Below are 12,079 nucleotides of genomic sequence, written 5' to 3'. Positions count from 1 at the left end.
GAGGAGAGCGGGGATATGTCATGCCTGAGCGTCGCACCCTTTCGTTCCCCTCTTGGGTGCGGTCAGAACGGCGGGCATATCCCCACGGCATACAATTGATTTTAAAGGAATAATTCATGTCTGCATTGGCCCGTGAATTGCAACCGCAACCGGAAAAGCCGAAGATTTCCAAGGCGACGGTCGTGACACTGACGACGAAGCCCGCTTCGCGTTTTCGGTTTGACCAAATTGGTGTAGCTGCTGCACGCAATACACTGCCTCCTCTGGTGGTCTTGGTGATGATGCTGGGGATCTGGCAGTTTCTCTGTTCTGCCCCCGGTGCGACCTTGCCGCCTCCCAGCCAGGTTTTTCAGGAAAGCTATGACCTGATTGCCTATCCGTTCTTCAATTACGGCTCGCAGGATATCGGTCTTGGCTGGCGTGTCCTGGTGTCGCTGGAGCGTGTCGCTTACGGATTTGGTCTTGCCGCGATTGCCGGCGTCGTGGTCGGTGCTGTCATCGGACAATCGATATGGGCCATGCGGGGTCTCGATCCAATCTTTCAGGTGCTGCGGACAGTACCGCCGCTTGCTTGGCTTCCGCTTTCGCTTGCTGCGTTTCAAGACAGTAATCCATCGGCAATTTTTGTGATTTTCATCACGTCAATCTGGCCGGTCATCATCAATACGGCCGTGGGTGTGCGTAACATTCCGCAGGACTATCGCAACGTCGCCAAGGTGTTGCGGCTCAATCAACTCGAATTCTTCTTCAAGATTATGTTGCCGTCCGCCGCGCCCTACATTTTCACCGGGCTTCGCATTGGTGTTGGCCTGTCATGGCTGGCTATTGTTGCAGCCGAGATGCTGACGGGTGGTGTCGGTATTGGCTTCTTCATCTGGGATGCGTGGAATTCATCCCGGCTGCCCGACATCATCGTCGCGTTGGCATATATCGGTGTGGTTGGCTTTGTCCTCGACAAGCTGGTGGCCGCACTTGGAAAATTCATCACCCGTGGCGCCGCGGCAAATTGAGGAGCCCATCATGAATGCTTATCTCAAGCTTGATCATATCGACAAATATTTCGACAAGGGTGGTTCTCGGGCCGAGGTATTGAAAGGTATCAATCTCACCATCGACAAAGGCGACTTTGTGTCGGTCATCGGCCATTCCGGATGCGGAAAATCAACGATGCTGAACCTGATTGCCGGCCTGACGAAGGTGTCCTCCGGCGCTGTTCTGCTTGAAAACCGTGAGGTGAATGAACCAGGGCCAGAACGTGCCGTCGTGTTTCAGAACCACAGCCTGCTACCCTGGCTTTCGGTCTACGAGAACGTCAATCTAGCTGTCGAGAAAGTATTCAGCTCCACCAAGAGCAAATCCGAGAGGCATGACTGGGTCATGCGCAATCTTGATCTGGTTCAGATGGGGCACGCCCGGGACAAGAAACCCTCGGAAATTTCCGGTGGCATGAAACAGCGTGTCGGCATTGCCCGGGCACTTTCTATGGAGCCAAAAATTCTGCTGCTGGATGAGCCGTTTGGCGCGCTGGATGCGCTGACGCGTGCGCATCTCCAGGATGCGGTGATGGAAATCCATGCCCGCCTCGGGAACACTATGGTGATGATTACCCATGATGTCGACGAAGCGGTCCTGCTGTCCGATCGCATTGTCATGATGACCAACGGACCAGCCGCCCATATCGGTGAAGTGCTTGACGTGCCGCTGTCTCGACCACGCAACCGCATCGAGCTTGCGGCCGACAAAACCTACCTCAAATGCCGCGAAGCCGTTTTGAAGTTCCTTTACGAACGTCACCGTTTTGTTGAAGCCGCGGAGTGAAACCATGACGCAAAAACTTGTCATTATCGGCAACGGCATGGCTCCGGGCCGCATGCTCGAAAATCTGTTTGAGACGGCTCCAGGCCTTTATGATGTTACGATTTTTAATGCCGAGCCGAGAGTTAACTACGACCGTATCATGCTGTCACCGGTGCTTTCCGGCGAGAAGGATTATGAAGATATCATCATTCATTCGGATGGATGGTATGCGGCAAATGATGTGACATTGCACAAGGGAGCCAAGGTCTCCGGAATTGATCGTGATCGCAAGACAGTAACCAGCGAAAACGGTATTACAGTTTCCTACGACAAGCTGGTTATTGCCACCGGCTCCTCGCCATTCATCATCCCTGTTCCGGGGCACCAGTTACCGGGTGTTCTGGCCTATCGTGATCTTGATGATGTTACGAAGATGCTGGATATCGCAGAGCGAGGAGGCCGCGCAATTGTCATCGGGGCAGGTCTGCTGGGACTTGAGGCGGCCTATGGGCTGAAGCGTCAGGGAATGGACGTTACCGTCATTCACCTGATGCCGACCATCATGGAGCGCCAGCTTGATCCCGCCGCGGCCTATCTTCTGGAAAAGGCTCTCACGGATCGCGGTATCGACATCATCACCAAAGCGAACACCAAGCGTATTCTCGGTGAGGATAAGGTGGAGGGTATCGAACTCGAGGATGGCCGCATCATACCAGGTGAGATGGTGGTTATGGCGGTTGGCATTCGTCCGTCCTCCAGCCTTGCGAAAGATGCCGGCCTTGCCGTCAACCGAGGTATCGTGGTCGACGATGGCATGATGACATCGGATGCCTCGATCTATGCGTTGGGTGAATGTGCCGAACATCGTGGCATGTGCTACGGCCTTGTCGCTCCGCTCTATGAAAGTGCAAAGGTTTTGGCAGACAGGCTGATTGGCGGCCAAGCGGAATATCATGGCTCCGTTACCAATACAAAATTGAAGGTCACAGGAATTAATCTGTTTTCTGCCGGCGATTTCGCTGAAGGTGATGACCGTGAGGAAATTGTGCTGCGTGATGCCACTGCCGGTGTCTACAAACGCCTGATCCTTAAGGAAAATCGCATCATCGGGGCCGTCCTATACGGTGAAACATCAGATGGGTCTTGGTTCTTCGACATGTTGAAGAAGGGCACAGATGTTTCCGAAATGCGCGATACTCTGATTTTTGGACAGTCCTATCAGGGTGGCTCGCCACTTGATCCAATGGCTGCTGTTGCAGCTTTGTCGAGTGATGCGGAGATATGCGGATGTAACGGTATCTGCAAAGGACAGATCGTCAATGCCATCACCACTAAGGGTTTGACGACGCTTGATGATGTCCGCGCCCACACCAAGGCCTCTGCCTCCTGTGGCAACTGTACGGGTCTGGTTGAGCAGTTGATGACCCTGACGCTTGGCGACAGTTACAATCCGGCAGCCGTTCAACCGATGTGCAAATGTACGGATCTTGGCCATGATGATGTTCGCCGACTGATCAAAGCCAAGGGTCTGAAGTCAATTCCTGCTGTCATGCAGGAGCTGGAATGGAAGACATCATGCGGTTGCGCGAAATGTCGCCCGGCGCTGAACTACTACCTCGTCTGTGACTGGCCAGATGAATATGCCGACGATTACCAGTCCCGTTTCATCAATGAGCGCGTTCACGCAAATATTCAAAAGGATGGCACCTATTCAGTTGTGCCGCGAATGTGGGGCGGTGTGACCAATGCCAATGAATTGCGTGCAATCGCCGACGTTGTCGACAAGTTCGAAATTCCGCTTGTGAAAGTTACAGGCGGCCAGCGTATCGACCTGTTGGGGATTGAGAAAGAGGATTTGCCAGCGGTATGGGCTGATCTTGGCAAGGCCGGATTCATTTCCGGCCAGGCCTACGCCAAGGGTCTGCGGACGGTGAAAACCTGCGTTGGCCAGCAGTGGTGCCGCTTTGGAACACAGGATTCGACCGGATTTGGAGTTCGCATCGAAAAGTTCATGTGGGGTTCCTGGACACCTGCGAAATTGAAGCTGGCAGTGTCAGGTTGTCCACGTAACTGTGCTGAGGCGACCTGCAAGGATATCGGCGTCATCTGCGTGGATTCCGGTTTCGAAATCCATTTCGCCGGTGCCGCCGGTCTGGATATCAAGGGAACCGAGGTTCTTGGTCTTGTAAAGACCGAGGACGAGGCACTGGAGCACATTGTGGCTCTGACCCAGATGTACCGTGAGCAGGCGCGGTATCTTGAGCGCATCTACAAATGGGCCAAGCGTATCGGTTACGACGAGGTTCGCCGCCAGATCATGGAGGATGGAGAAAAGCGACGCGCTTATTACAACCGCTTTGTCTTTAGCCAGAAGTTTGCGCAGGTTGACCCATGGTCCGAACGTGTGTCTGGCGAACATAAACACGAGTTCAATCCGATGGCGACCATCGGTTTTAATCAGGCCGCGGAGTAAAACCATGAGCAACTGGGTCGAAATTGGTCATGTCTCGGATATTCCACTGCGAGGTGCGCGCTGCGTGAAAACACCTATGGGGAAGATTGCCGTTTTCCGCACAGCGGACGATCAGATTTTTGCGATTGAAGATCATTGCCCGCACAAGGGCGGCCCGCTTTCACAGGGCATCGTCCACGGCGCGTCCGTTACATGTCCACTGCACAACTGGGTGATCTCGCTTGAGACGGGTAAGGCCTTGGGAGCGGATGAGGGGGGGGTGAGAACCATTCCCGTTCGCAATGTAAATGGCATGCTGGCCATTACGCTTGAAGCGCTGATGATCGCGGCAGAGTAACCGCAGTCTAGTCGCGGTCCTGGATCCGAAAACGCCTGCGCCATTTTCTCCTGGCGCAGGCGCAAACACAACAGCCACATTTTCAATGCCAACGCGACCTGCAACAGATCGGCCGCTGCGATGGAAGGGATCAGCCATGGATGTCGTGCAAACCGCGCGAAATGAAACCGTCCGCATGGAGGCGCTGGCCAAATTGCCGGTATTTTGGGATCTAACCGGGAAAGCCGTGGTGTTGTGCGGCGGTTCGGATGCTGCAGCGTGGAAGGCGGAGCTTTTGCTGGCGTGTGGAGCGCAACTGCACATTTACTGTCCGCAGCGCTCGCTTGGTGAAACGATGGGTTTGCTTATGGTTCGGGACTTGCCAAACCCGGCGGCAGCCATCCTTCACCACGATGCAGAATGGCATGATGGCTGCTTTCAGGATGCAGTTTTGGCAATTGCTGATTGCGATGATGACCATGAGGCCAAGATTTTTCTTGCGGCAGCGAAACAGGCGGGGGTCCCTGCCAATGTCATCGACAGGCCGCAGTTTTGCCAGTTTCAGTTTGGTTCGATCGTCAATCGATCGCCTGTTGTCGTCTCGATTTCCACGGATGGAGCGGCACCAATTTTAGCGCAGGCCATTCGCCGGCGTATCGAAACCTTGTTGCCGCATTCGTTGCAAGGCTGGGCAGATATGGCGCAAAGCCTGCGCGAACGGGTGAATGGAAAACTTGCGCCGGGAAATGCCCGTCGAAACTTCTGGGAGCGGTTTGTTGATCGGGCTTTTACTGAAAAAGCCGACGAACTGATGCAGGAAAAATTGATATCAGATATCCATCATGCCCTGGATGTCGGGAAAGCCAAATACGGCAAGGTCACGCTGGTGGGTGCAGGACCGGGCGATGCCGAGCTTTTGACCCTCAAGGCGGTGCGCGCCCTTCAAGCTGCGGATGTGATCCTGTTTGATGATCTTGTCTCGAATGACGTTTTGGAGCTGGCGCGACGTGAAGCCAAACGTATGCTGGTTGGCAAGCGGGGAGGGCGGACAAGCTGCAAGCAGGAAGACATCAACGCCATGATGATCAATTTCGCCAAGGCAGGCAAAAGGGTTGTGCGGCTGAAATCGGGTGATCCGATGATTTTCGGCCGGGCAGGGGAAGAAATTGCAGCGCTTGAAGCACAGGATATACCGGTGGAGGTTGTCCCCGGTATAACTGCGGCGAGCGCTATGGCCTCCCGCCTTGGTGTTTCTTTGACGCATCGCGATCATGCGCAATCCGTTCGCTTTGTGACCGGACATTCCCGCAAAGGAAATTTGCCGGAAAATCTTGACTGGAACGCATTGGCAAGCCCGACTGTAACGACGGTTTTTTATATGGGCGGTCGTACGGCACCAGAAATCAAAGCACGCCTCATCGAACATGGCATGAGCGATTGCACACCAATTGTTATCATGAGTGCTATTACCCGAGCTGGAGAGCGGCGCTGGTGCGGACGGTTGAGCGATCTTGATGCCGGAATTATTGAAATTGGTGTAGATGAGCCGGTTTTGATTGGCATTGGCAACGCATTTGCACCGGCGCTCTGCCGAGTTATCGATGTGACATCTGCCGATGTTTTTGCCTCAACGGCTATGCTTTAATACTATCTATCTTTTTAGCCTGTCGGCTTTTCGGGGCGCGGGCTGTGTCGAGGGTGCTCCATAATCAGGCGCGGCTTCATCCCTCGGCCACGGCTGCATCGTCGCCGTTTAGCCATGTACACATTGGGCTATGCGACCGTGCGCTGTTGCGCATCGATACCCGCATGACGAGGATATTCAAGGCTAACGAACATTCGTCCGCTGCCGCCATATTGTGTCGTAAAAAGGATAGTTTAATCCGCAATTTCCAATCAGCTTTCGAAGGTACTCAGCTTGTTCAGAAGGTCTTGAGATATCTCGAATTGACGCGCGGTCCCTCTGCCCATGGAATTCGTACCCATGGTTTCATTCAGCATGCCCCGCTTGACGAGCAGATCAACAGTCTCCTTTGCACCACTTCGTGTTAATCCTGAGATATCTACGATATTTGTGAGAGTTAGCCTCTGGTGGGCCTGGCTCATGGTGTAAAGGATCGTCATCATTCCGATCTCCTTCAACCGTGCTTGTGGCGTTTCGTCCTCAAGCGGATGGTCGAAGATCTCCTTCAGGATTAGTCCGGAGAAAGCAAGGTTGTGCAATTGTGTCTTGATCGCTCTTGTCATGTTATTTAACTGTGTTATATACGTTAGTTAAATTGCATTGCGCACTTGTTGGCCATTGTTGCCGCAGCGCGCTGTCGTTGTTCCGGAGGGGCAAGTCCATGAAAAACCTTCTGCTGAATAGTCTGCTGTCTGTTTCCGTCATGCTGCTATCCTACCTGATTTCCGGCAGCAATGCGCGTGCAGATAATTGGGGATGCGAGGTCATCTTGTGCCTTTCCAATCCCGGCGGGCCCACCCAGTATGCCGAATGCCGGCCTCCAATTCAAAAACTCTGGCGCGCGCTTGCCAAAGGCCATTCATTCCCAGCGTGCAGCGGCGTCGGATTTCGCAGCTCCCGGCCGGGCTACGAACCATACTATTGCAATGGGGGCTATCGCCTATCAGGCAGTTACGGTCCACGCGGTCGACAGACGACCTGCGTTTCAAGCGAACTCCAGCGGATAGACCGGTCACTTTGCTCCTTGGGACATGACGATTCAGCTGGAGATTCCGGCTCTGTCTTGTCGGCGCGGTGGCAGCGCCAGGAAGGTCGGCTTGAGTGCATGGGCTACCTGATCATGCGTCCAAATCTGCGTTCTCAACCGCATTATATCGACGTCACCATCGATGGCGTCGGCAAGCAGCGCGTCTGGTATTGAGCGATGAGCGCTCCTTTCGTCGATATCGCGCAGAACTGCGCGCCGGAGGTCCGGGTGGAAACACTAGCCGCCGTCGTGAGCCTTGAGAGCAGGTTCCTTCCCTTCAATATTCGTATCAGTAGAGGTATGCCGCTCCCTGCGCAGCCCGCCAGCAAGGCTGAAGCAATCGAGGTTGCAACCGCCTTGATAGCGGAACGCCAGGATATCCAGATTGGACTTGGTGGTATCGGTGTTGCGGAGCTTCGCAAGCTGAACCTTTCTGTCTCTGATGCCTTTGACCCATGCGAGAATCTTAAGGCGACCGCTACGCTTCTCGACGGCTACTATCGCCTCGCTCTGCGTTTCGGAATGAGCGCTGCGCGGGCCGAAACGGTGATGCTCCAGTCCTTCTATGGGCGATATGAACCTCCCGATGGAGACATGGTCCGGTATGACGAACAGGTGCGCGATGAGGTGATGCGCCTCTCTCCAAAACTCACGTCACTCGCGATTGGCGGATCGCCCAGGTCAATGACCCGCGATGACACCACCGACGAGCGCTCAGACAACCAACTGACGAAGCCAGTCGCCAATCAAGTCACACAGACGGAAGAAACCGCATCATGGAACGTGTTCCGTTCCAGACGGCACTCTTCTGTCTTCGTTTTCCACAATGATCAATCGGAGCAGAGTGAATGATCTCCAGAACCAGCCTTCGACCCTATGCAGCCTCGGCGCTGATGGCAATCGCGATTGCTGCATGCCTTGTTGAACCGGCGTTTGCCCAGGCTGCCGGTATCGAAACCGTGTTGCAGAACATCGTTACCATGCTCACCGGCAATATTGCCCGCCTGCTGGCGATCATCGCCGTGATCGTCATCTGCATTGCCTGGATGTTCGGCTATATGGATCTCAGAAAAGCCGGATACTGGATTATCGGCATCGGTGGCATTTTCGGGGCCACCGAACTCGTCAACACCATCGTCGGCAGTTGAAGAGCATGGTGAGGGTTCCCGCACTCGAAGAAGACACGCTGTTCCTGGCTTGCACCCGACCGGCCATGGTCGCCGGTGTGACCATGGAAGCGATGGGCATCAACATCATGCTGACCACTGTCCTCTATATCACTGCCGGATCCATTGCTTATGCTCTTGTCGGTATCGTCTTCCATCTCGTGTTCCGGTCGCTGGTCAAGCAAGACCACAACATGTTCCGTATCCTGCTTGCCTGGATTGAAACCCGCGGACGCGCGCGCAATGCTGCTTATTGGGGCGGGGCGACACTCTCGCCGTTGAGGCTTGTCCGGTGCTATAACGAAAGGGATCTCAGCCTTGCGTGATCTCGCCAAATTACGGTCCCGGGAACTTGGGCCGGAGACCTTCATTCCCTATGTCCGCCACGTCGACGAGACCACCTTGGTGCTCGATTCCCGCGCGCTGATGACGGTGCTCGTGCTCGAAGGTGTTTCATTCGAGACTGCCGATAGTCTGGATATGAACGGTCTGCATCGCAACCTCAACACACTCTATCGAAATATCGCCGACGAGCGGTTGGCGCTCTGGACGCATGTCATCCGTCGGCGTGACAACGACTATCCAGACGGACGCTTCACCAATCGTTTTTCCGAGGGCCTTAATACCAGATACCGTGCGCGGATGGTGTGCGAGGACCTGTTCCGCAACGATCTCTATCTTACCCTGGTCTGGTCTCCGAGTCGTGATCCCGTCGACAAAGCCGCGCACCTTCTTTCTCGTTTGCGTAAGGCGCGGCGATCCGGGGTTGAGCTGGACGAAGCGGCGCTCAAACACCTGCACGACAAGGTGGTCGATGTGGTCGCCGGGCTGAGGCGATTCGCCCCGCGCGTCCTGTCTCTCCATGAGCGCGACGGGATCTTATTCTCCGAGCCGAGCGCGTTTCTCCACCAGCTTGTCGGTGGGCGTCGTGAGGCTTTGCCACTGACGGAGGGACGGATTTCGTCAGCGATCTATTCCGACCGGGTGATTTTCGGTCGTGAGACGGTGGAAATCCGTCATGAGGCGCAAACCCGCTATGCGGGCATGTTTGGCTTGAAGGAGTATCCGGCAACGACGCGTAGCGGCATGCTTGACGGCATCCTGACCGCGCCGTTCGAGCTTGTGTTGACACAGTCCTTTGCGTTCACGTCGAAGGCCGACGCCCGTGCGATCATGGGCCGCAAGCAAAATCAGCTGGTTAGCGCGGCCGACAAAGCAGCCTCACAGATCGAAGAGCTCGGTGCGGCGATGGATGATCTCGAATCCAACCGCTTTGTGATGGGCGAACATCACCTTGGACTTGCGGTATATGCTCCGTCTGTCAAGGAACTGACCGATCATATCGCAAAGGCACGCGCCCATCTCACCAGCGGCGGGGCCGTTGTCGCACGCGAGGATCTCGGGCTCGAGGCTGCCTGGTGGGCGCAACTGCCGGGCAATTTCCGATATCGCGCCCGCTCGGGTGCTATTACCTCGCGAAATTTCGCGGCTCTTTCCCCCTATCATTCCTACCCTGCCGGCCAGAAGGACGGCAATGAATGGGGGCCGGCGGTCGCCATGTTGAAAACAGCGTCCGGATCGCCGTTCTATTTCAATTTCCACCATAGCGATCTCGGCAACACCTTTGTCTGCGGTCCGTCTGGTGCGGGTAAGACGGTGCTCCTCAATTTCATGCTCTCACAGCTCGAGAAGCATGATCCGCATGTGGTGTTTTTCGACAAGGACCGGGGGGCTGACCTGTTCGTTCGTGCCGCAGGTGGCACCTACCTGCCGCTTCAAAACGGGGTGCCAACTGGCTGCGCGCCGCTGAAGGCGCTTGATCTGACGTCAGAGAACAGGCTTTTTCTTATCCGCTGGGTTGGCAAGCTGGTGGGAGCGGCGACACGGGAACTGACTGCCACTGAGCTGCGCGATATAGCCTCAGCCGTTGACGGTCTCGCGGACCTTCCTGTCGAACGCCGCTCGATCGGTGCGCTGCGTACGTTCCTCAACAATACCGATCCCGAAGGTATTGCGTCGCGGCTTCGACGCTGGGAACGGGGAGGGCCGCTTGGCTGGGTCTTCGACAATGATCTGGATGATATCGGGATCGGCGCCAAGTTCATCGGTTACGACATGACCGATTTCCTCGACGTCGAGGAGATTCGCACGCCGCTTATGGCCTATCTGTTCTATCGCATTGAACAACTCATCGATGGACGCCGCATCATCATCGTTATCGACGAGTTCTGGAAGGCGTTGCAGGATGAAGGGTTTCGCGACCTCGCCCAGAACAGGCTCAAGACGATTCGAAAGCAAAACGGTCTCATGCTGTTTGCGACCCAGAGCCCGCGGGACGCCATCGTCTCACCAATTGCTCACACGATCATCGAACAATGCCCGACGCAGATTTTTCTGCCCAACCCGCGTGGTGACCACGCAGACTATGTCGATGGTTTCAAGCTGACGGCGCGCGAATTCGAGCTGATTTCGCGAGAGCTCTCTGTTGAAAGTCGGCGCTTCATTGTCAAGCAGGGCCACAACAGTGTCGTTGCCGAGCTCAATCTCAACGGCTTTGACGATGAACTCGCGATCCTCTCCGGACGTACGGCGAATGTGGAGCTGGCCGATGCGATCCGCGCCGAACTCGGCGAGCATAGTGAGGACTGGCTCACCGTGTTTCAGGAAAGAAGGAGGACTTCATGATCCACAATAGCAGAACAGGGGCTTTCCTGGCTGTCGCAACGCTGCTGGCGTCGCCCGGCCTCGCTGATGCTCAGGGCATTCCCGTTATCGATCAGTCGGCGATCGCCAAACACATCGAGAGCATCGCCCAGCTCAAGTCACAGCTTGACGCGCTGAACCAGCAAATTGCGCACGCGCAGCAGCTTTACGGCTCACTGAACAAGATCACCGATATGGCAGACGTCGCCAGCCTATTGAACAATCCTTCGATCCGTAAGGCGCTTCCGCAGGACTTCAATGCCGTTGAGAGCCTGTTCAATGGCTCAGGGATTGGCATCGTCGGCGATTCCGCTTCGAAATTCCTGGAGGGCAATTCAACATACCGCACCGATGCGGACGACTTCTACGCGCAGGAACTCTTGCGCTTACAGAACAAGAATGCCGGACAGATAAGTCTCGGCCAGCAAATCTACGATGCCGCCACCAAGCGCATCGACGGTATCGATGAACTTCGCCAGAAAATCTCAAGTGCCGCCGACGCCAAGGATATCGCCGATTTGCAGGCTCGCTTGCAGGCCGAAACCGCATTTCTGCAAACTGACATTCTTCGCATGCAGGGACTGCAGATGGTCCAGCAGGCGCAGCTGCAGGTCGATGAGCAACGCAAGGCCGAGGATTGGCGCCAGCGCATGGATACGATGGGAGCTGCACTGAAATGAGATGGTCTATGTTCGTGGTGGTGCTGCTGCTTCTGACGGGCTGCTCCGGTGAGAAAGACAAGGTCTATACGGTCGATGAACTTGTCTCCGACGAGGCTTTGCTGACGAATATCATCGGCGAGTGCCGTAACAATCCCGGCGAGCTCCGCAATACGGCCAATTGCCGTAATGCTGAAGCCGCCGACGGCAAGCGCCGTCTTGAGCGCATGCGCAAGTCACTCGAAGGATGAGCC

Annotated in this window: 13 protein-coding genes; 12 read left to right on the top strand and 1 reads right to left on the bottom strand. The window is 55.4% G+C overall.

Going from position 1 to position 12,079, the window contains the following annotated elements; translation table 11 throughout:
- The first annotated feature begins 116 nt into the window (after window positions 1-116).
- The 5 genes from ntrB to cysG all read left to right on the top strand — a co-directional run bounded on the left by ntrB (window position 117) and on the right by cysG (window position 6,231).
- On the top strand, window positions 117-1,010 hold the full coding sequence (gene ntrB / locus PYL13_RS17035) for a nitrate ABC transporter permease (protein WP_250985160.1): 894 nt from the start codon (window positions 117-119) through the stop codon (window positions 1,008-1,010).
- Between the two features lie 10 nt (window positions 1,011-1,020).
- Window positions 1,021-1,818, top strand: coding sequence for an ABC transporter ATP-binding protein (locus PYL13_RS17030; protein ID WP_275642448.1), 798 nt, complete (start codon window positions 1,021-1,023; stop codon window positions 1,816-1,818).
- A gap of 4 nt (window positions 1,819-1,822) precedes the next feature.
- Window positions 1,823-4,270, top strand: coding sequence for a nitrite reductase large subunit NirB (nirB, locus tag PYL13_RS17025; protein WP_275642447.1), 2,448 nt, complete (start codon window positions 1,823-1,825; stop codon window positions 4,268-4,270).
- A gap of 4 nt (window positions 4,271-4,274) precedes the next feature.
- A complete protein-coding gene (gene nirD / locus PYL13_RS17020) occupies window positions 4,275-4,607 on the top strand; it encodes a nitrite reductase small subunit NirD (RefSeq protein ID WP_192489291.1) in 333 nt (110 codons plus the stop codon).
- Between the two features lie 136 nt (window positions 4,608-4,743).
- On the top strand, window positions 4,744-6,231 hold the full coding sequence (gene cysG, locus PYL13_RS17015) for a siroheme synthase CysG (RefSeq protein WP_275642446.1): 1,488 nt from the start codon (window positions 4,744-4,746) through the stop codon (window positions 6,229-6,231).
- A 251-nt stretch (window positions 6,232-6,482) separates the two neighbouring features.
- Here the strand turns inward: cysG and PYL13_RS17010 are convergent, their stop codons facing one another.
- On the bottom strand, window positions 6,483-6,833 hold the full coding sequence (locus PYL13_RS17010) for a MarR family transcriptional regulator (RefSeq protein ID WP_275642445.1): 351 nt from the start codon (window positions 6,831-6,833) through the stop codon (window positions 6,483-6,485).
- A gap of 98 nt (window positions 6,834-6,931) precedes the next feature.
- On the opposite strand from PYL13_RS17010, the gene PYL13_RS17005 reads away from it, so the two are divergent.
- From PYL13_RS17005 to PYL13_RS16975, 7 genes are read left to right on the top strand one after another with little or no spacing between them, the layout of a single operon-like run.
- Complete coding sequence (locus PYL13_RS17005) at window positions 6,932-7,471, top strand: hypothetical protein (RefSeq protein ID WP_275642443.1); 540 nt, start codon at window positions 6,932-6,934, stop codon at window positions 7,469-7,471.
- Window positions 7,472-7,474: 3 nt separating this feature from the next.
- Window positions 7,475-8,149, top strand: coding sequence for a transglycosylase SLT domain-containing protein (locus PYL13_RS17000; RefSeq protein WP_275642442.1), 675 nt, complete (start codon window positions 7,475-7,477; stop codon window positions 8,147-8,149).
- Window positions 8,146-8,445, top strand: coding sequence for a TrbC/VirB2 family protein (locus PYL13_RS16995; RefSeq protein ID WP_250985165.1), 300 nt, complete (start codon window positions 8,146-8,148; stop codon window positions 8,443-8,445). Before PYL13_RS17000 ends, PYL13_RS16995 begins: the two co-directional genes overlap by 4 nt.
- Before the next feature lie 5 nt (window positions 8,446-8,450).
- Window positions 8,451-8,789: a type IV secretion system protein VirB3 gene (locus PYL13_RS16990; protein WP_275642441.1), complete on the top strand. Its 339-nt coding sequence runs from the start codon at window positions 8,451-8,453 to the stop codon at window positions 8,787-8,789.
- Window positions 8,782-11,148 (top strand): VirB4 family type IV secretion/conjugal transfer ATPase, encoded by a 2,367-nt coding sequence (locus PYL13_RS16985; protein WP_275642440.1) that lies wholly within the window; start codon window positions 8,782-8,784, stop codon window positions 11,146-11,148. The genes PYL13_RS16990 and PYL13_RS16985 overlap by 8 nt, the downstream gene beginning before the upstream one ends.
- The gene (gene virB5 / locus PYL13_RS16980) at window positions 11,145-11,846 is read left to right on the top strand and encodes a P-type DNA transfer protein VirB5 (RefSeq protein WP_275642439.1); all 702 of its coding nucleotides are present in this window, start codon (window positions 11,145-11,147) and stop codon (window positions 11,844-11,846) included. Before PYL13_RS16985 ends, virB5 begins: the two co-directional genes overlap by 4 nt.
- A complete protein-coding gene (locus PYL13_RS16975) occupies window positions 11,843-12,076 on the top strand; it encodes an EexN family lipoprotein (protein WP_275642438.1) in 234 nt (77 codons plus the stop codon). The genes virB5 and PYL13_RS16975 overlap by 4 nt, the downstream gene beginning before the upstream one ends.
- Window positions 12,077-12,079: the final 3 nt, after the last annotated feature.

The organism is Agrobacterium sp. Azo12 (assembly GCF_029193765.2).
In the GTDB taxonomy this organism is placed as follows: Bacteria; Pseudomonadota; Alphaproteobacteria; order Rhizobiales; family Rhizobiaceae; genus Agrobacterium.
The sequence above is the reverse complement of the archived record's forward strand: the minus strand, read 5'-3'. Positions and strand labels throughout refer to the sequence as shown.

Excerpts from the sequence above, each read along its gene's own strand:
- ntrB (WP_250985160.1), top strand. The coding sequence starts at position 117 with ATGTCTGCATTGGCCCGTGAATTGCAACCGCAACCGGAAAAGCCGAAG.
- PYL13_RS17000 (WP_275642442.1), top strand. The coding sequence starts at position 7,475 with ATGAGCGCTCCTTTCGTCGATATCGCGCAGAACTGCGCGCCGGAGGTC.
- PYL13_RS16975 (WP_275642438.1), top strand. The coding sequence starts at position 11,843 with ATGAGATGGTCTATGTTCGTGGTGGTGCTGCTGCTTCTGACGGGCTGC.
- PYL13_RS17005 (WP_275642443.1), top strand. The coding sequence starts at position 6,932 with ATGAAAAACCTTCTGCTGAATAGTCTGCTGTCTGTTTCCGTCATGCTG.
- cysG (WP_275642446.1), top strand. The coding sequence starts at position 4,744 with ATGGATGTCGTGCAAACCGCGCGAAATGAAACCGTCCGCATGGAGGCG.
- PYL13_RS17030 (WP_275642448.1), top strand. The coding sequence starts at position 1,021 with ATGAATGCTTATCTCAAGCTTGATCATATCGACAAATATTTCGACAAG.
- PYL13_RS16995 (WP_250985165.1), top strand. The coding sequence starts at position 8,146 with ATGATCTCCAGAACCAGCCTTCGACCCTATGCAGCCTCGGCGCTGATG.
- PYL13_RS17010 (WP_275642445.1), bottom strand. The coding sequence starts at position 6,833 with ATGACAAGAGCGATCAAGACACAATTGCACAACCTTGCTTTCTCCGGA.
- PYL13_RS16990 (WP_275642441.1), top strand. The coding sequence starts at position 8,451 with ATGGTGAGGGTTCCCGCACTCGAAGAAGACACGCTGTTCCTGGCTTGC.
- virB5 (WP_275642439.1), top strand. The coding sequence starts at position 11,145 with ATGATCCACAATAGCAGAACAGGGGCTTTCCTGGCTGTCGCAACGCTG.
- nirB (WP_275642447.1), top strand. The coding sequence starts at position 1,823 with ATGACGCAAAAACTTGTCATTATCGGCAACGGCATGGCTCCGGGCCGC.
- nirD (WP_192489291.1), top strand. The coding sequence starts at position 4,275 with ATGAGCAACTGGGTCGAAATTGGTCATGTCTCGGATATTCCACTGCGA.